Below are 18,059 nucleotides of genomic sequence, written 5' to 3'. Positions count from 1 at the left end.
CAGCGGTGAGGGTGGGTGTCAGATGGCCGATCCGGCCGTCTGACACGAGTCCGGCGTGGCAGGCTGCTGCCGCCGCATGCCGAGCGCGCGATAGGCGAAGGCGACGACGTGTGCGGCGGCGTCGGCCGCGCTCCGGGTGGCCGACCTCCTCATCTGCTCGTCGAACGCCTGGCCGAGGACCGCCCGGATGGCGCGGGCATCCGCCTCCGGCTCGGCCCACGGGAAGGAGCCGTCGTCCAGACCGCGGTGCAGGATCTGCGCCAGCGCCGCCTCCTGGGCGGCCATGAACCGGGCGAGCTCCGACGCATATCCCCCGGCATGCTGGACCTCGGGGGACGTCAGCGCCAGGACTCGCCTGCGGCGTCTGGGCTCCGCAGGCAGACGCATGAAGCCCTCGACCCATTCGCGCAGGGCGTCGGCAGGCGAGGCCGCCCTGGTCGACGCCGACTGCAGCTCGGCGAGCACCCGCTCGCTGTCGCGCCTGAACAGCGCGAGGAACAGGCTGTCCTTGGAGTCGAAGTGACGGTAGAACGCCCGCGTCGACAACCCCGCTTTGGCCAGGATCTCGGTGACCGGCACGCTCTCCCCGTTGCGGGCGATCAGGCACCGGTAGGCGGCCGTCATGATCCGCTCCCGCTCGGAGGCACCCTCGTGCACGAGCCCGGCCCCCTCTCCGCGGACCTCGACCGCACGGCTGGCGTTCACCAACAGGATAACGGCGGCCGGCGACGGTCATGGGGACCACCTCTCTCCTACCGCCTTACGGAAAATCAGAATATATATAGATCTGATTTGTGGCTAGAGGAGCGCGTGTCGCGTCCACGTGATCACCCAGTAGGCCACACCGAACGGATCGTCCTCGTACAGGACATGCGCCAGCCAGCGCTCTCCTTCGCAGGCCCCTGCCATGACCTGCCAGGCCGCCCGTCCGGCGACCAAGGCGCTCTCGCATTGGTCGGCGTCGAAATCCAGCAGACGGCACGGGTCGGCCGAGCCGAGTGCGTCCGCGATCACGGTGTCTAGACGCACGGCTCCGGGGTCGAGGTGGCCGGGAGCCTTCTCCCCACGCCTGGCGCTGCCGTCGGCGACCACCAGCAGCCCGGTGGAACGTGCCCGTGCCCCGATTCGGGCACCGAGGCCGCGACAGTGATCGCGCGATGCCACCCGTCCGACGCCTTGAAGCACCCACGGCACCGCGCATCCTGCCAGGAGTGAGCGGCCGACGGCGAGCGACAGTGGCAACACCAGCCGCCCTCCCTCAGAGGGACGACGGGCCACGCCGGGAGCCAGGCGACCTTCCGGCCCCAGGGCATCGTCGAGATAGGTCATGGTGGTGGGCGCGCCCCCTACCACGATCAACTCCTCGGCCCCCTGATCGAGCAGGGTGGCCACGGCTCCGGCCATCGCCTGCCGCGCCTTGTCCGCCTCGGGGACGGGCCGGCCGGTGAGTCCTGGCAGCAGCAGGGGTGCCCCGGGCACGGTGGCCGCCGCGACGATCATGCCAGCCCGCGTACGGTGCGCGCGGGCGGCCGGACGCCGCGGACGACCGCCACCATGTCCAGGACCTGCCGCGTCTCGGCGACGTTGTGGGCGCGGAACACGAGCGCCCCCTGCCAGGCACACAGAGCGGTGACGGCGAGGGTGCCCGTCACCCGCTGATCCACGGGCAGGCCGAGCGACTCGCCCACGAAGTCCTTGTTGGACAGTGACATCAGCACCGGCCAGCCCGTCGCCACCAGTTCTTCGACGCGGCGGGTCACCTCCAGCGAGTGCCAGGTGTTCTTGCCGAAGTCGTGGGCCGGATCGATCAGGATGCGCTCGCGCGCCACCCCGGCCGCCACCGCCCGCTCGGCCAGTGCGGTGGTGCGGGCGATGACGTCGGCCACCACGTCGTCGTACTCGACGCGGTGGGGACGGGTGCGCGGCGCGAGCCCGCCGGCGTGCGTGCACACCAGTCCGGCACCGTATTCGGCCGCGACCTCGGCCAGTCGCGGGTCGGCGCCTCCCCACGCGTCGTTGAGCAGGTCGGCGCCCGCTTTGCACACCTCGCGGCCCACCTCGTGCCGCCAGGTGTCCACGCTGATGACCAGCCCCGGATGGCGCTCACGGACCTCGGCGACGAACGGCGCGGTGCGCTCGATCTCCTCGCATACGTCCACCTCGGCACCGGGAGCGGCCTTGACTCCGCCGATGTCGACGATGTCCGCGCCCTCGGCGACCACCTGGTCCACCCGCCGCATCGCCTCCTCCCGAGCGAAGGTCGCACCCTTGTCGTAGAAGGAATCAGGGGTCCGGTTGACGATCGCCATGACGAGCGGCGCCTCGTTGAAGGCCCGGGCGCCAAGCACGAGCGTCATCCGCTTACCAGGGTGGCGTATTCCGGCATAGAAAGAACCTCCATAATACAGAAATAATATTCATCTATATTATGCGACCGAAGCGGCGTCAAGACGGCCCGACAGGCACATGGAGCCTGACTCTCGGGTTTGCGGATTGCGAAATAGGAGGCATAAAGTTGCAAGTATCAATTAATTCATCTTGGAGGTAGTGGCGATGGTGGAGCAAGCTGCGGTGCCGTTGTACATGGCGCGCCAGGGCCTGGACCCTGCCCCCGAGGTGGTGGCGTTGCGGGAGAGCGGCAGCCTGGCCAAGGTTCCTGTGACGCTCGGCAGCGGCGAGGCCTGGTTGGTGACCCGGTACGCCGACGTCCGCGCCGTGTTGTCGGACTCCGCCGCCTTCAGCAACAACGTCATGGGCCCAGAGGCCAGGCAGCGTGCCGAGGCGGCCGGGATCAGCGCGGAAGCGATGGCCCGGATGCGTAAGGGGCAGCTTCTGGCCTTCGATCCGCCGGAGCACACCCAGTTGCGGCGGATGCTGACGCCGGAGTTCACGATGCGGCGGATGCGGCGGCTCGACCCGCGTATCGCCGAGATCGTCGAGCAGCACCTGGACCTGGTGGAGCAGACCGGGCCAGGGGCCGACCTGGTGGAGAACTTCGCGCTGCCCATCCCGTCCCTGGTCATCTGCGAACTCCTGGGCGTGCCGTACGACGACCGCGCCGAATTCCAGGACCGCACCTCGCGCATGACCGACACTTCCCTGCCCGCCGAAGAACGCAGCAAGCTCAGCCAGGAGAGCCACGCCTACATGGCCGAGCTGGTCGCCCGCGCGCAGGCCGCACCCGGCGACGACATCCTCGGCATGCTGATCACGGAGCACGGCGACGAACTCGACGCCGACGCCCTTACCAACATCGCCGGCCTGCTGCTCACCGCCGGCCACGAGACGACCGCGAACATGCTCGCGGTCGGCACCTTCGCGCTGCTGACCCATCCGGAGGAAGAGGCCCGGCTGCGCGCGGCCCTGGACGACCCCGCCCAGGTGGAACGCGCGATGGAAGAACTGCTGCGCTTCCTCAGCGTCGCCCACTCCGGCATCCCGCGCACCGCGACCCGGGACGTCGAGATCGGCGGCCAGACCATCCGCGCGGGTGAGCAGGTGCTGTTCGCGCTGGCCCCGGCCAACCGCGACCCGCGCTTCATCGACGACCCCGACCGGCTCGACCTGGCCCGCGACACCGGCCCGCACGTCGCGTTCGGGCACGGCGCGCACCACTGTCTCGGCGCCCCGCTGGCCAGGGCGGAGATGCGGATCGCGTTCCCGGCCCTGCTGCGGCGCTTCCCCGACCTGGCCCTGGCCGTGCCCGCCGACGAGATCCGCTTCCGGCCGCACCACGTCGTCTACGGCGTGCATTCCCTGCCCGTCACATGGTCGCGGACCAGCCGCTGAACCTGGGCGCGCACGGGCCGGAGGAGGACGCCTACTCGGCCGTCCAGGACGAGATGGCCGCCATCGCCCGCCGGTCCCGGCGCGTGCACCGCGACCAGGCGCGCGCCCTGCATCCGGATCTCGACCCCACGGCGCTGCCGGTCCTGCTGGTCCTGGCCCGCCGAGAGCCGCTGCGCATGTCCGAGCTGGCCGAGGCGTTGTGGCTGGACAAGTCGACGGCCACCCGGCAGGTCGACGCGGTAGCGCGGCTCGGCCTGGTCGAACGGCTGCCCGACCCGGCCGACGCGCGCGCCCGGCTGGTGCGCCTCACCGAGGAGGGCAGGAGCCGGGTGACAGCGCTCCTCGCCGAACAGCGTCAGATGTGGACGACCGCGCTGAGCAGCTGGAGCACCTCCGACCTGCGCGAACTGACCCGGTTACTGCGGCAGCTCCGTGAGAGCGACATTGTCTGACAGCGCAGAATCCGACTTGGCATCCCCTCGGGCTCTGTGCCTGTCGATGACTCCATCCACGCCGCAACCAGCCAGGTGACCGCCTGCGGTGCTCGCCCAGTGCGAAGACGTGGCGGCATGGCCCGCAGGCAGCGAGTACCGGAGGGATGACCGGCCGTGTGGCGCGGGGCTACAGGGCGTACGGTCCGAAACGGCCCCAGGCGATCACGGCCGCCGCGACGAAGAGCACGGCGTTGAACGCGATCGCTGACGGCTCCTTGCGGCGGGCGTGGGTCAGCGCGGCCAGGACCATGACGATCGCCAGGCCGGACGCGGCCAACGGGGTGAGGATCGGGGCGATGCCGGTGGCGGCGGGCAGGATGAGCCCGAGCGCGCCCGCCAGTTCGACGATCCCGATGAAGCGGACGGTGCCGGCCGAGAAGTCGGCCGTCCACGGCAGCCGGGGTTCGAGCTTCTCCTTGGGCTGGGTGGACTTCATCACCCCGGCCATGGCGAACATCGCGGCCAGGACTGCTTGCAGGATCCACAGGAACACGTTCATCGTCTGGTTCTCTCTTCATGCACGGGGGTGGGGGGTGCGGCCGATGGCCGGTCAGGCGATGTAGTTGATCTCGGCGCGGTCGCGGCTCTGGTGGAGGTCCCAGTAGGCGGCGGCGATGGTGTCGGGCTCGGCCTCGGGCGGGCCGGAGCCGATCCAGGCGCTGATGGCCACGTGCGCGGCGTACACGCCGGTGCCGTCCAGGACCTGGTTGAGGTTGAGCACCCAGTTGCGCAGCGCCGCGGCGGCGGCATTGATGTTGCCCATCGCGGGGTGCGGGGTGATCGAGCCGCCGCCGGTGGTGAACAGCAGCGTGCCCGCGCCTGCTTCGCGCATCGCGGGCAGCACCTGGGCGGCGGCGGTGATCGCCCCGTACAGGTAGTACTCGATCTGTGGCTGAATGTTCTCGGGCGTGGTCTCCAGCGGCCCGGCCATCTCTACCTCGCGGGTGGCGGGCGAGTACTCCAGTACGTCGACGCGGCCGAAGCGCTTGTTGATCTCCTCGAACGCGGCCACCAGTGAGGGCCGGTCGGTGACGTCGGCGGTGAAGGCCGCCGCGCTCACGCCCTGCTCCTCAAGCTGGGTGACGAGGGTGGCGAGTTTGGCGGCGTCCCGGGCGACGAGGGCGACCTCGAAGCCGTGGCCGCCGAACAGCTTGGCGATGGACAGGCCCATGCCGGGGCCGGCCCCGACGATGGCGATGACAGGCATGATTCGTGAACTCCTCAGCGGACGGTGATGGCGAGCTTGCCGAGTGCGCCGGCGCCGAAGTCGGCGAACGCCTGCGGCGTCTGTTCGATCGGGTAGGTGGTGGTGATGGGGACGCGGATCGCACCGGAGGCGGCGTCGGCGGCCAGCTGGGTGAGGGTGGCCTCGTCCGGGTGGGCCATCACCGCCACCACAGTCAGGTCGCGGCCGGGCACGGCCTCGGCGCTCAGGCCCAGGGTGGAAGCCAGGCGGCCACCGTCGGCGACCAGGCCGGCGACCTGCTCGCCGTCGCCCGCCAGGTGCAGGGCCGCGGCCACTCCTTCCGGGGCCAGGGCGCGGACCTGGGCGGCCAGGTCGCCGCTGTGGTCGACCAGTTCGGCCTTGCCGCCGCTCAGCTCGGTGATCAGATCGGCCTCGGCGCCGGGCCGGGCGGTGGCGATCACGCGGGCGCCGCGCGCGACGGCGTACTGCAGGGCGATCAGGCCGACCCCGCCGGTCGCGCCGACGATCAGGACGCTCTCGCCTTCGGCGGGGCCGACGGCCTCGATCGCGGTGAGCGCGGCCGTGCCCGCCAGCCCCAGCGCGCCAGCCTCGGCGGCGCTCAGGCCCTGCGGGATCGGGGCGAGCCCGACCGCGGTGGGCACCGTGACGTACTCGGCCAACGACCCGGCGCCTAGAGACGGCTTCGTCACGACCCCGAAGACGGCGTCTCCGATGGCGTAGCCGGCGACGCCGTCGCCGAGCGCGGTGACGGTGCCGGCGAAGTCCTTGCCGATCACCAGCGGGAAGCGGTGCTCCATCATGCCCTGCAGGTAGCCGGCGGCGGTCGCGGCGTCGAAGCCGTTGACCGAGGAGGCGGTCACCTGGACCAGCACCTCCCCAGGCTGCGGGGTGGGGGTTTCCAGGTCGGTCACCTGCGGGGTCGCGGGAACCGACGGCAAGGTCACGGCGCGCATGAGCGTCCTCTGAATAAATGGAAAGGTCTTTCCGATTCTATGCAGGACTCTAGCAGCACGACTGGATAGGCCTTTCCACTTACGGGTTACGATGAGGGCCATGACCTCCGATGACGGCCCCGAACACGGTGTCGGCGCGCTGCGGAAGGACGCCGAGCGCAACCGCGAGCGCGTCCTGGCGGCGGCCCGCCAGGCGTACGCCGAGGACGGTCTCGAGGTGTCGATGGCCGAGGTCGCCCGCCGGGCCGGGGTGGGCATCGCCACCGTGTTCCGCCGGTTCCCCACGCGGGAGGACCTCATCGACGCGGTCTTCGCCGACCGCATGGACGCCTACCTGGGCGCGATCACCACCGCGGCGGCCGACCCCGATCCCTGGCGCGCCTTCACCGGCTACATCGAGGCCGTCTGCGCCATGCAGGCCGCCGACCGCGGCTTCGCGGCCGTGCTGACCATGACCTTCCCCACCGCCAAGGCGTTGGAGGACAAGCGTGGTCGGGCGTACGAGGGATTCATCGAGCTGATCGACCGCGCCAAGGCCGCCGGACGGCTGCGGCCCGACTTCGCCGCCGAAGATCTGGTGATCCTGCTCATGGCCAACGCCGGCGTCGTCTCCGCCACCGGCCAGGCCGCCCCCGGCACCTGGCGCCGCCTGGTCGGCTACATGATCGCGGCCTTCGCCGCGCCCGGCGCCCCACCCGAGCCGCTGCCGCCCCCGCCGACCCCCACCGGCTTGTACCGCGCGATGATCCAGCTCGGCCGGACCTGCCGCCCGGGCCCGGCCTGACCGCCCCCGGCCAGCACGACCGCACCAGTCCGCCATGGCCTGGCCGCGTACGCGGGCCAGGTCTACCGGCTCGACGCCGTGGGCGGGCGCGACGCAGGTCCCTTCATTAACTTACTGACGAGTCGGTTGGTACGTTGCGCTCACTTCCACCCCCCTGGAGCTGACCACCATGCACATCTCGGTCTTCATGGGACCGGCCTCCCTCACTCCCGCGGAAGACGCTCCCCTCATCGACCTGTGCGTCGAACAGGCGATCGAGGCCGCCGAGGCGGGCTTCTGCCTGATCACCTTCGGCGAGCAGCACTTCAACAACTACGAGCCGTACTGCAATCCGTTCATGATGGCCGCCCGGCTAGCGCCCGAGCTGGGCCAGGCGTATTTCGGCACCACGATCGTGCCGCTCCCGCTCAACCACCCGCTGCGCGTCGCCGAGAACGCCAACCTCGCCGACCTGCTGCTCAAAGGCCGATTCATCCTGGGCCTGTCGGCGGGCAGGATCGGCTTCTCCCCCGACTTCCAGAACTTCGGCGTGGACCCGGCCGACCGGGACGCGGCCTTCGACACCAAGCTGGACTTCCTGCTGCGCGCCCGCGCCCACCAACCCGGCGACCCGCCGATCGTCATGGACACCACGTGGGACAAGGGCTCGCTCATCGGCCGGCTCATGCCGGCCCCCTACCGGAAGGGCGGGCCGCAGCTCGCCATCGGCACCAACACCGAGGCCACCATCGAGCGCTTCGCCGAGCTGGGCTGGCCGCTGTTCCTCGGGCCGTGCCACCCGACGCAGGCCGCCGCCAGGCTGAGACTGCACCGCGAGACGATGGTCGCCGCCGGGATCACCGGGCCCGCGTACGACGACGCGGTGGCCAAGTCGTTCGTCACCCGGCACGTCATCGTCGGCGAGAGCGAGCAGGAGGCCTGGGACCGGGCGGAGGCACTGGTCGGCAGAGCCCCGATGATGGACAGGTCCCAGGACGGGCGGTCGCTGCGCGAGCTGAGCACCGCGCCCATCGACCTGACGGCGATGCACGACCCGCGCGACCGCAACGCCGTGTTCGTCCAGTCATGGGTGATCGCCGGGGCTCCCGGCTCGGTCACCGAGCAGATCCTCGCCTACGAGCGGCTCGGCATCGGCCACCTCAACACCCGCTTCACCGTCGGCACCTACCAGCCGCAGCACATCCGGGCCTCGTTCCAGCTGTTCAAGAAAGAGGTTCTGCCGAGCCTGTCGCCGCGCTACTTCGAAGGGGCCACGCGATGAGAATCGACGTCCACGCGCACTACTTCCCCCAGAGCTACGCCGCGCTGCTCGTCGCGTCCGGCCGCCCCGATCTGGCCTTCGTCGGGCAGGCCGACGACCTGGACGAGCGGCTCGCCGCGATGGACAAGGCCGGGGTGGACGTGCAGGTGCTCAGCGCCGTCGGCCCCGATCTGGAGGTGCCGGAAGCGGGCGCCGCGCTCCATGCGGCCAGGTTCGTCAACGACGCCTACGCCGAGTTGGCCGAGCGGTACGGCGGCCGCTTCCGGGCCTTCGGGCAGGTTCCGCTGCCGCACGTGGAGCAGGCCGTCGAGGAGACCGAGCGGTGCCTGGGCGAGCTGGGTCTCCTGGGCGTGGCGTTGCCCTGCGCGGTGGACGGCGTCCCGATCGACGATCCCGTGTTCGAGCCGTTCTGGCAGGCCGCCGCCCGGCACGACGCGGTCGTCTACGTGCATCCGGTGGGCACCAACTCGGCCTGCCATCCCGGGCTGGCCGACTGGGGACTGCACACCGCGTACGGCAGCCCGCTGCAGATCGCGGTGGCCCCCGTGCGCACGGTCTTCTCCGGCCTGACCTTCCGGCATCCCACGCTGCGGTTCGTGTTCGCGATGTGCGGCGGCGTCCTGCCGTTCCTGTGGCCTCGGCACGAGCGTAATCTGCGGCGCGGCATCGAGATGAGCGCTGTCAAGGCGGTCGGCGGGTCGTTCTTCTCCTACCTGGACGACCTGCCCATCGACCGGCGGGACCCGATGGGCGCGCTCAAGCGCTTCTGGTACGACACCGCCATCCAGGACATCCCGGCCGCGATGCTGGTGGCCAAGGAGACCTACGGTGTGGAGCGGATGGTGCTGGGCAGCGACGCCATCTTCGCCTCGCTGGCGGAGTCGGTCACCTACATCGAGGACTCGCCGTACCTGACCGGCGAGGAGAAGACGGCGATCCTCGACCGTAACGCCCAGGACCTGCTGAGACTATGAACGACCAGTTCAAGCGGGTCATGCGCCTCCCGACGATCACGACTGTGCCCGCGCCCGGCGTACGCTGACCCTCATGAACGAACGGACCGATGAGTCAGTAAGCCGGCCGCGCCCGCGAAACCGATCCGAGCGGCAGGTCGAGGAGAGCGCCGAACTCAAGGCCCGGATCGTGCGCGAGGCGATGGCGGAGTTCGCCGAGCAAGGCTACGCGCAGACCACGCTCGTCGACATCGGCAAGCGCGTGGGGCTGTCGCGGCCCGGCATCCTGCACCATTTCCCGTCCAAGGAGTTCCTCTTCCGCGAGGTGCTGGAGGAGCTCTACCGTTGGGGGCAACGGCAGACTGAGCGGCACCTGACCGGCGAAGGGCTTCCGTCGGTGCGGGAACTGGCCGCCTTCCTCGGCCGCACCGACGACGCGCTCGTCCCCCTCAAGCTGATCCATGTGCTGGAGGGCGAGGCGATCGCCGGCAACCCGATCGCGCTGGAGTACGCCGCCCGGCGGGCCGCGGCGGTGCGGACCGAGGTGCTGGCCCGGTTGGAACGATCGGCCGCCGAGGGTCTGCTACCCGCGGACGCGGACCTGCCCGCCACCGCGGCGCTCGTCGCGGCGGCGATCAACGGACTGCAACGGCAGTGGCTCCTCGACCCCGACGTCCCCACCATGCCCGCCTTCGACCTGCTCATGAGCATGGTCTCGGCCGGGCTCGGCCATCGATCAGGTGGATAGTCCCCATACAAGGTATCGATTTCCCTCATTCCTTCTGTCCGGGCCAGAGTGAGGGCAATCACTTCGGAGGCACAGCGAATGACGACACGCTTCGCCCTCGGCACATTCTCCGCTCAGGACCGCACCTTTCCCGGACTCGTCCAAGGCGAGCGGGTGCTGGATCTGGCATCGCGGTGGAGCTCGACCGAGGTCCTGCTGCGCGACTGGGACGCGGCCCTGCCCGAGCTGCACGGCCTGGCGGCGGGCGACGGGCCGTGGGCTGATCTGGCCGAGTTCATCACACGGGTGCCGCTGCGCCCCGGCCAGGTCATCCAGTCCGGGGCCAACTACCGTACGCACGTCATCGACTTGGCCCTGGCCCATCGGGGCACCGCTGATCCCGCAGCCCGGGAAGAGGTCGCCGCGATGATGGACCGGCGGGCGGCCGAGGGGACGCCGTACCTGTTCGTGGGGCTGCCCAGCGCGGTGGCCGGGCCGTACGACGATCTGGTCCTGCCGGGGTACAGCCAGATGCACGACTGGGAGCTGGAGCTGGCGGCGGTGATCGGCCGCCCAGCCTTCCGGATAGATCGCGAAAAAGCGTTGGATCATGTGGCGGCGTACACGATCTGCAACGACATCACCACCAGAGACCTGGTGTTCCGCAAGGACATGCGGGAGATCGGAACCGACTGGTTCCGGGGCAAGAACGCGCCCGGTTTCCTGCCGCTGGGCCCGTGGCTGGTGCCGTCGGAGTTCGTCGAGCAGCCGCTGCGGGTGACGCTCAGCGTCAACGGCGAGACCTTCCAGGACGAGTCCACCGAGGACATGTTGTTCGACGTGGCCGCCCTGGTGTCGGCCGCCTCCGAGATCGTCCGGCTGGAGCCCGGCGACCTGCTGCTGACCGGCAGTCCCGCGGGCAACGGCATGGCCGTGGGCCGGTTCCTGCGCGACGGCGACGTCATGGAGGGCACCATCACGGGGCTCGGCACCCAGCGGATCAGGTGCCGCGATGAACGCTGAGCAGGCCATCGCCGAGGCCGCGGCCACCTACTCCAACTGGGGCCGCTGGGGCGAGGACGACGTGCGCGGCACGCTCAACTTCCTCACCCCGTCCCATCGCGTAGCTGCCGCGCGGCTGGTCAGGAAGGGCGTCAGCTTCTCACTGTCCCAGCGCTTCGACACCAACGGCCCACAGAAGGGCTGGCGACGGCGGACGAACCCGGTCCACACGATGACCGACACCGGCACGGACGCGGCCCTGGGCAAGCAGGGCTTCCCGCACGGCTTCGGCGGCGCGGACGACGTGATCGCGATGCCGCTGCAGTGCTCGACCCAATGGGACGGGCTCGGCCACATCTTCGACCACGGAGTGGCCTGGAACGGCAGGAAGGCACAGGACGTCGTCACCAGCGAAGGCGACCTGGTCACCGGCATCGAGCACGTCAGCGACGTGCTGACCGGGCGCGGCGTCCTGCTCGACGTCGCCGCCGTCTACGGCTCCGCGCCGGAGCATCAGTCCGGCGGATGCGGGCTGAAGGAACTGCCCGACGGGTTCGCCATCACCGAAGAGCACCTGGCCTCCACCGCTCAGGCCCACGGCGTCGAAGTCGGCGCCGGAGACATCGTGTGCGTGCGCACCGGGCAGCTCGCCCGCGTCCGGCGTGACGGCTGGGGCGAGTACGCGGGCGGCCCCGCCCCCGGCCTGTCGTTCTGGAGCGCCGGCTGGCTGCACGGCAGCGAGATCGCCGCCATCGCCACCGACACCTGGGGCTTCGAGGTGCGCCCCAACGAATTCGAGAACGCCTTCCAGCCGCTGCACCAGGTGGCCATCCCGCACCTGGGCCTGCTCATCGGCGAGATGTGGGACCTGGAGGCGCTGGCCGCCGACTGCGCGGCCGACGGCGCCTACGCTTTTTTCCTGACCGCCGCCCCTCTGCCTGTCACCGGAGCCGTCGGCTCTCCCGTCAATCCGATTGCGGTGAAGTGATGCCTCAGCAACTGAAGGTACTCATCGTCGGCGGCGGCATCACCGGGACCGCCCTCGCCGTCCTCCTCGCCCGCGGCGGCGCCGAGGTACACGTCGCCGAGGTCAAGCCGGCGTGGACCACGCTCGGTTCCGGCATCACCCTGCAGGGCAACGCACTGCGGGTGCTACGCGAGCTGGGCGTGTGGGGCGCGGTGCGCGAGCGCGGGTACGCCTTCGACTCCGTCGGCATCCGCGCGCCCGACGGCACCCTGATGTTCGAGACCTCCGACCTGCGCAGCGGCGGGGACGACCTGCCGGCCACCATGGGGATGTACCGTCCCGACCTGCAGACCATCCTCGTGGGCGCGGCCGAGCGGGCGGGGGCCGCGATCTGGCTGGGCCGCACGGTCACCTCGGTCGATCCCGTCGTGTTCGACGACGGCACGACCGGCTCCTACGACCTCGTGGTGGGCGCGGACGGCGTCCATTCCTCGGTCCGGGCGATGCTCGGCATCGACGTGCTGCCCGAACCCGTGGGAATGGGCATCTGGCGGGTGCACACCCGCCGCCCCCAGTCCGTCGAACGCACCGATCTGGTCTACGGCGGCCCCTGCTTCATCGCCGGCTACTGCCCGACCGGCCCGGACAGCCTCTACGCCTACCTGGTCGAGCCGAATCGCGACAAGTCTTCGGTCCGCTCGGCCGACAGGGCGGCGATCATGCGTGGTCTGGCCGAGCCGTACGGCGGGGCATGGGAGGAGATCCGCCAGGACATCACCGATTCCGACCGAGTCAACTACACCTGGTTCGAATCCTTGCTCGTCGACTCCCCGTGGCACCGCGGCAACGTGGTCCTGGCCGGAGACGCCGTCCACGCCTGCCCGCCCACCGTGGCCCAGGGGGCGGCGCAGTGCCTGGAGGACGCGAGTGTGCTGGCCGAGCTGCTGCTCGCCCGGGGGCGCGTGGATCAGGAGCTGTTCGACGCGTTCATGACACGCAGGTTCGAGCGGGTGCGCACCGTCGTGGAGTCGTCGGTCCAGCTCGCCCGCTGGCAGCTCGAAGGCGCGCATGACGCCGACGTGCCCGCTCTGATGGGCCGAATCTCCGCGCTGGTGAGTGAGCGGCCATGACGACGGTGGACGTACACGCGCACGTCCTGCTCCCCGCGATCGAGCAGGCCGTGGACGGCCATCCTGGGCTGGCCGCGCACCGCGAGCTGGACGCCCGGCGCAACGGGCCCGAGGCGCTGGCCGTCTCCGGCAAGATGATCGGCGAGCGGATCGGGCTGCTCACGCGGGCGGCCGACCGGCTGACGGCGATGGACACGGCCGCGGTGGACGTCCAGATCGTCTCCCCCTCCCCGCAGCACTACCACTACTGGGCCGACACCGAGCTCGCGGCGCGGGTCTGCCGCCTGGCCGCCGAGGGCGTGGCCGAGCACGTGGCCCAGGCCCCCGACCGGCTGTACGGCCTCGCCCTGGTCCCGCTCCAGCACCCCGCCCTGATGACGGACATCCTTGACCACACGCTCAGCCTGGGCCTGAAGGGCGTGGAGATCTCCTCCCACGCGCCAGGACGGGAGCTGTCCGATCCCGCCTACGAACCGTTCTGGGCGCGGGCCGCGCAGACGGGCGCGGTGGTGTTCCTGCACCCCTTCGGCTGCACACTGGACGAGCGCCTGGACCGCTGGTACCTGTCCAACATCGTCGGCCAGCCCGTCGAGAACGCCGTAGCGCTGTCCCACCTGATCTTCTCCGGCGTGCTCGACCGGCACCCTGGGCTGAAGCTGCTGGCCGCGCACGGCGGCGGCTACCTCCCCACCTACCTGGGCCGGGCCGACCACGGCTGGCGCGAGCGCCCCGACGCCCGCGACTGCGCGCGCGAGCCCAGCAGCTACCTGCGCGAGCTGTACTTCGACTCCCTCGTGCACGACCCGTCAGTGCTGCGCACGCTGGTCGCCGTGGCGGGGTACGAGCGGGTGCTGCTCGGCTCCGACTTCCCCTTCGACATGGGCGTGCCCGACCCGCTTGCCACCCTGCGGGCGGGCGAGCTCGGCTCTGCTGCCCACGACGCGATCCGCGGCGGCAACGCCGTCCGCCTCTTCGATCTGAAGGACCGCCGATGAGACCCATCACCCATCTGCGGCATGTCGATCTCGCCGTGCCGGACTACGACAACCAGCGCGACTTCTACTCCGGAGTCTGGGGTCTGACCGAGGTCGCCAACGACTCCGGCATCACCTTCCTGGCCGCTGAGGGCTCGCCCGAGCAGTACATCATCCGCCTGCGCAAAGCCGCCGAGAAGCGCCTCGACCTGGTCTCCTTCGGCGCCGCCACACCTGCTGACGTGGACGCCCTGGCCGAACGGCTGCGCGCCGCCGAGGTCCGGCTGATCACCGAGCCGGGCGAACTCGACACTCCCGGCGGCGGCTACGGGTTCCGCTTCTTCGACCTCGACGGCCGCACCGTCGAGGTCTCCGCCAACGTCGCCGTGCGGCAGCACCGCAAACTGGAGGCCAAGGAATCGGTCCCGGTACGGCTGTCACACGTCGTGCTCAACGCCCCCGACATCGACGCCACCCGCACCTGGTATGAGACCCATCTGGGCTTCGCCTTGTCCGACACCCTCGCCCATCCCCATATGGGCCAGGTCATGCACTTCATGCGGTGCAACCCCCAGCATCACAGCATGGCCATCGCCCGCGGCCCGCACGCCTCCCTGCACCACATCAGCTTCGAGCTGCGCGGCCTCGACGAGTACATGTACGGCACCGGCCGCCTGCTGCGCGCCGGAGTGAAAATGATCTGGGGTCCTGGCCGCCACCTGGCCGGTGACAACACCTTCTCCTACTTCCTCGACCCGCACGGCAACACCGTCGAGTACACCACCGAACTGGAGACTCTCGACGAGGACGCCTGGCACCCGCACGTCTACGACTTCTCCCAGCCGGAGGTCACCGACCAGTGGGGCACCGCCAACCCGATGAACGAGCTGGTCGCCAAGGAATCCTTCAACGACCCAGATCGCGGCGTCTTCGTCGCTCCCCCGGTCTAACGGATCACGGTGGCGAAAGTTCGACGAGAGAGGTGAGCCAGGAACGGCCCTGGTCGGGCGAGACCGCGCTCAAATCTTCCTGACTCAGGCCGCCGGCGCCCACAGACCCTCAAGCTCAAGCCACTCAGTCATCGGAGGATACGTCCTTGCGCATCGCCACCTTCACTCATGACGGCAGCACACGCTGCGGCATCGTGGAAGCCGACGCCATCAGGCCACTCCCCGATGGGATCACGCTGTTCGATCTGATCCGTGACGGGCGACTGCGCGAGAGTGGCCACCTGGCCGGAGAACCCATCCCGCTCGACGAGCGGATCCGGCTCGAAGTCCCCTTCCAGCCGCCCACCATTCGCGACTTCGTCGCCTTCGAGGAGCACGTCGAGGGCGTCCGCAGGCGCGTCGACGGCCGTGCGGGAGTACCGGACGCCTGGTACGACGCCCCCGCGTTCTACTTCACCAACCCCTACGCCGTCATCGGCCCGACCGACAACGTGCCGATCCCGCCGGGCTGCACCGAGTTCGACTTCGAGCTGGAAGTCGCGGCCGTGATCGGCACGCCCGGCCACGATCTCACGCCCGAGGAGGCCAGACGGCACATCGCCGGTTATCTGATCATGAATGATTGGTCAGCTCGCGATCTGCAGAGCCGGGAGATGCAGGTCAACCTGGGGCCCGCCAAGGGCAAGGACACCGCGACGACGCTGGGCCCATGGCTGGCCACCGCCGACGAACTGGCGCCGTACCGGGATGAGGAGGGCTTCCTACAGGTGAACCTCTCGGTCACGGTCAACGGCAGCCGTATCGGCCATGACCTGCTTTCCAACATGAGCTGGCCGTTCGAGGAACTCGTCGCCTACGCCTCGCGCGGCACCTGGGTCCGTCCCGGCGACGTGCTCGGCTCCGGTACCTGCGGCAACGGCGGCAGCCTCGCCGAGCTCTGGGGCCGCTCCGGCAGGCTTGACCCGCCGCCGCTCCGCCCAGGAGACGTGGTGGAGATGACGGTGGAGGGCATCGGCTCCATCTCCAACACTGTGGTCGGCGGCACGCCCCCGATACCGCTGCCGAAGGCACGCAAGAAACTCCGACGTGAATGACGCACCTGAGGGCCGAGCGGTGCCGCGCTCCGGTCGCGTCGAATGTGTCGCGAAGAAGGCGTCCTCAGGAGATCGGTGACGTTCCCAACACGGTGCCTCCGGTGCGATTGCCATCGCTGCAGCCCTGCACGACAATCTGCACAGTAGATACCTCTTACAGAAATATCGCTGTGACCAATACTTCGAGGACCATGCGACTGGCCAGCCTTGACCTCAATCTACTCGTCGCCCTGCACGCGCTTCTGCAAGAGCGCAACGTCACGCGGGCCGGGCAGCGCATCGGCCTCAGCCAGCCGGCCATGAGCGGCTGCCTGGGCAGGTTGCGCCGGCACTTCGGTGACGAACTGCTGGTCCGGGTGCGCGGCGGCTACGAGCTCACACCGCTGGCAGTCTCCTTGATCGATCCCGTCACCCTGGCCGTCAAGATCGTGCACCGAGTCTTCTCCGCCAAGCCCGACTTCGACCCGGCCGCCTCTGACCGCGAGTTCACCGTCGTGACCTCCGACTACGCGGTGACCGTGCTGGGCGAGGAGTTGCTGCGCATCCTTCACGAGGAGGCACCGGGCGTGCGGGTGCGCTTCGTGCAGATCGCCCCGGCGCTGGTGGACGACATCGACACCACGCTCCGCTCGGTCGATGGCCTCCTCATGCCGCACGGTTTCATCTCCGCCCATCCCCACATCGACCTCTACTCCGACCGCTGGGTGATCATCACGGGCAAGGGGAACCGCGTCGCCCGTGACGGCCTGACCATGGACGACCTGCGCCGGCTGCCCTGGGTTGCCACTTACCGGGGTCCCACGGCGCATGCCGCGGGCGCACGCCAGCTCAGCATGCTCGGCGTCGAGCCCCGCGTCGAGGTGGTGGTGGAGAACTTCCAGTCGCTGCCGTTCCTCATCGCCGGTACCGACCGCATCGCCCTGATCCAGGAGCGCCTCGCTCTGCGGCTGAAGGGCGTCACCGACTTCCACATCCTGCCCTGCCCCTACGACGCGGTCCCCGTCATCGAGGCATTCTGGTACCACGCGGTGCACCAGAACGACGTCGGCCACGTCTGGCTGCGGGAGGTCCTGGGCCGGGTGGGCGCACGAGTGGCGGAGTACGGCTCCGCCGTCACCTCCGCCTGAGTCCGCGCAGAACAAGCGTGGTGACAGCGGTGGCGACGTCCCCAGATCCGACCGCGCCTCGGGGTGGGAACCAGTGATAGGTCCAGCACATCCCGAGGATCGCCGCCGCCGCCAACTCCGGGTCACCCTCGACCTCGAACTCGCCCGAGGTGATACCCGCCTCAAGAATCCGCCGCAGCTCGTCCTGAAAACGCAGGCGCTCCCGCTCCGGCCCTTCCTGCGCCGTAGGCGGCAGGCGGCGCAACTGCTCCACGAAGACTCGCAGGTGGGAGGGGTTGAGCTCGATCAGCTCCAGCAGATCCCCGATCACGGCCCGCAGCATCTCCTCCGCCGACCCCGCCCCCTGGCGCCACCGCTCCTCCTGGCGTGCGGTGAGGGTCCGGATCAGGCCTTGGAAGATGTCGACCAGGATCTCGTCCTTGGTCTTGAAGTGGTGATAGATCGTCGCCTTACTGATGCCGGCGGCTTCGGCGACCTCATGCAGAGAGGTGGCGTGGTAACCACGCTCGTCGAACAGGCGCGCCGCGACGGCTGTGATCCGAGACCGGGTGCGAGCGCCTTTGCTGGTCAGTCCTGCGGTCTTTCGGTCGATCACGTCCGCAAGCGTACGCGACGGGATCATCGCACTGGTTCCGGGCCGGGAACAC

20 protein-coding genes are annotated in these 18,059 nt (G+C 70.0%); 13 read left to right on the top strand and 7 right to left on the bottom strand.

The window, feature by feature from the left end:
* Positions 1-18 precede the first annotated feature (18 nt).
* The 3 genes from ACWD0F_RS38455 to folP all read right to left on the bottom strand — a co-directional run bounded on the left by ACWD0F_RS38455 (position 19) and on the right by folP (position 2,357).
* Positions 19-705 carry a TetR/AcrR family transcriptional regulator gene (locus ACWD0F_RS38455; RefSeq protein WP_449885308.1) on the bottom strand — a complete coding sequence of 229 codons (687 nt, stop codon included), beginning with the start codon at positions 703-705 and terminating at the stop codon, positions 19-21.
* Positions 706-798: 93 nt separating this feature from the next.
* On the bottom strand, positions 799-1,500 hold the full coding sequence (locus ACWD0F_RS38450; protein ID WP_449885305.1) for a hypothetical protein: 702 nt from the start codon (positions 1,498-1,500) through the stop codon (positions 799-801).
* Positions 1,497-2,357: a dihydropteroate synthase gene (folP, locus tag ACWD0F_RS38445; protein ID WP_449885303.1), complete on the bottom strand. Its 861-nt coding sequence runs from the start codon at positions 2,355-2,357 to the stop codon at positions 1,497-1,499. Before folP ends, ACWD0F_RS38450 begins: the two co-directional genes overlap by 4 nt.
* 196 nt (positions 2,358-2,553) lie before the next feature.
* On the opposite strand from folP, the gene ACWD0F_RS38440 reads away from it, so the two are divergent.
* Positions 2,554-3,789, top strand: a complete 1,236-nt coding sequence (locus ACWD0F_RS38440) for a cytochrome P450 (protein WP_449885301.1) — start codon at positions 2,554-2,556, stop codon at positions 3,787-3,789.
* On the top strand, positions 3,768-4,241 hold the full coding sequence (locus ACWD0F_RS38435; protein WP_449885298.1) for a MarR family winged helix-turn-helix transcriptional regulator: 474 nt from the start codon (positions 3,768-3,770) through the stop codon (positions 4,239-4,241). Before ACWD0F_RS38440 ends, ACWD0F_RS38435 begins: the two co-directional genes overlap by 22 nt.
* A gap of 169 nt (positions 4,242-4,410) precedes the next feature.
* On the opposite strand, the gene ACWD0F_RS38430 is transcribed toward ACWD0F_RS38435, so the two are convergent.
* The 3 genes from ACWD0F_RS38430 to ACWD0F_RS38420 are packed head-to-tail and all read right to left on the bottom strand — an operon-like array spanning position 4,411 to position 6,443.
* On the bottom strand, positions 4,411-4,782 hold the full coding sequence (locus ACWD0F_RS38430; protein WP_449885295.1) for a DoxX family protein: 372 nt from the start codon (positions 4,780-4,782) through the stop codon (positions 4,411-4,413).
* A gap of 51 nt (positions 4,783-4,833) precedes the next feature.
* The gene (locus tag ACWD0F_RS38425; protein ID WP_449885293.1) at positions 4,834-5,490 is read right to left on the bottom strand and encodes an SDR family NAD(P)-dependent oxidoreductase; all 657 of its coding nucleotides are present in this window, start codon (positions 5,488-5,490) and stop codon (positions 4,834-4,836) included.
* Positions 5,491-5,504: 14 nt separating this feature from the next.
* Positions 5,505-6,443, bottom strand: coding sequence for an NADP-dependent oxidoreductase (locus ACWD0F_RS38420; RefSeq protein ID WP_449885291.1), 939 nt, complete (start codon positions 6,441-6,443; stop codon positions 5,505-5,507).
* 100 nt (positions 6,444-6,543) lie between these two features.
* Between ACWD0F_RS38420 and ACWD0F_RS38415 the strand changes: the two genes are divergently transcribed.
* The 11 genes from ACWD0F_RS38415 (at position 6,544) to ACWD0F_RS38365 (ending at position 17,412) form a co-directional block, all read left to right on the top strand.
* Positions 6,544-7,227, top strand: coding sequence for a TetR/AcrR family transcriptional regulator (locus ACWD0F_RS38415; RefSeq protein ID WP_449885289.1), 684 nt, complete (start codon positions 6,544-6,546; stop codon positions 7,225-7,227).
* A gap of 169 nt (positions 7,228-7,396) precedes the next feature.
* Complete coding sequence (locus ACWD0F_RS38410; RefSeq protein ID WP_449885287.1) at positions 7,397-8,488, top strand: LLM class flavin-dependent oxidoreductase; 1,092 nt, start codon at positions 7,397-7,399, stop codon at positions 8,486-8,488.
* Positions 8,485-9,462 (top strand): amidohydrolase family protein, encoded by a 978-nt coding sequence (locus ACWD0F_RS38405; RefSeq protein WP_449885285.1) that lies wholly within the window; start codon positions 8,485-8,487, stop codon positions 9,460-9,462. The genes ACWD0F_RS38410 and ACWD0F_RS38405 overlap by 4 nt, the downstream gene beginning before the upstream one ends.
* Before the next feature lie 73 nt (positions 9,463-9,535).
* A complete protein-coding gene (locus ACWD0F_RS38400) occupies positions 9,536-10,189 on the top strand; it encodes a TetR/AcrR family transcriptional regulator (RefSeq protein ID WP_449885282.1) in 654 nt (217 codons plus the stop codon).
* Between the two features lie 78 nt (positions 10,190-10,267).
* Positions 10,268-11,191 carry a fumarylacetoacetate hydrolase family protein gene (locus ACWD0F_RS38395; protein WP_449885279.1) on the top strand — a complete coding sequence of 308 codons (924 nt, stop codon included), beginning with the start codon at positions 10,268-10,270 and terminating at the stop codon, positions 11,189-11,191.
* Positions 11,181-12,158 (top strand): cyclase family protein, encoded by a 978-nt coding sequence (locus tag ACWD0F_RS38390; protein ID WP_449885276.1) that lies wholly within the window; start codon positions 11,181-11,183, stop codon positions 12,156-12,158. The genes ACWD0F_RS38395 and ACWD0F_RS38390 overlap by 11 nt, the downstream gene beginning before the upstream one ends.
* Complete coding sequence (locus ACWD0F_RS38385; RefSeq protein ID WP_449885274.1) at positions 12,158-13,267, top strand: FAD-dependent monooxygenase; 1,110 nt, start codon at positions 12,158-12,160, stop codon at positions 13,265-13,267. The genes ACWD0F_RS38390 and ACWD0F_RS38385 overlap by 1 nt, the downstream gene beginning before the upstream one ends.
* Positions 13,264-14,262: an amidohydrolase family protein gene (locus tag ACWD0F_RS38380; protein ID WP_449885271.1), complete on the top strand. Its 999-nt coding sequence runs from the start codon at positions 13,264-13,266 to the stop codon at positions 14,260-14,262. The genes ACWD0F_RS38385 and ACWD0F_RS38380 overlap by 4 nt, the downstream gene beginning before the upstream one ends.
* Positions 14,259-15,191, top strand: a complete 933-nt coding sequence (locus ACWD0F_RS38375) for a VOC family protein (RefSeq protein WP_449885269.1) — start codon at positions 14,259-14,261, stop codon at positions 15,189-15,191. The genes ACWD0F_RS38380 and ACWD0F_RS38375 overlap by 4 nt, the downstream gene beginning before the upstream one ends.
* A gap of 146 nt (positions 15,192-15,337) precedes the next feature.
* Positions 15,338-16,285: a fumarylacetoacetate hydrolase family protein gene (locus ACWD0F_RS38370; RefSeq protein WP_449885267.1), complete on the top strand. Its 948-nt coding sequence runs from the start codon at positions 15,338-15,340 to the stop codon at positions 16,283-16,285.
* 191 nt (positions 16,286-16,476) lie between these two features.
* A complete protein-coding gene (locus ACWD0F_RS38365) occupies positions 16,477-17,412 on the top strand; it encodes a LysR family transcriptional regulator (protein WP_449885265.1) in 936 nt (311 codons plus the stop codon).
* Here the strand turns inward: ACWD0F_RS38365 and ACWD0F_RS38360 are convergent.
* Entirely contained in the window at positions 17,399-18,007 is a 609-nt protein-coding gene (locus ACWD0F_RS38360; RefSeq protein WP_449885263.1) for a TetR/AcrR family transcriptional regulator, read from the bottom strand. The genes ACWD0F_RS38365 and ACWD0F_RS38360 overlap by 14 nt on opposite strands.
* Positions 18,008-18,059: the final 52 nt, after the last annotated feature.

The sequence above is a fragment of the Nonomuraea sp. NPDC002799 genome (genome assembly GCF_053592075.1).
The sequence above is the reverse complement of the archived record's forward strand: the minus strand, read 5'-3'. Positions and strand labels throughout refer to the sequence as shown.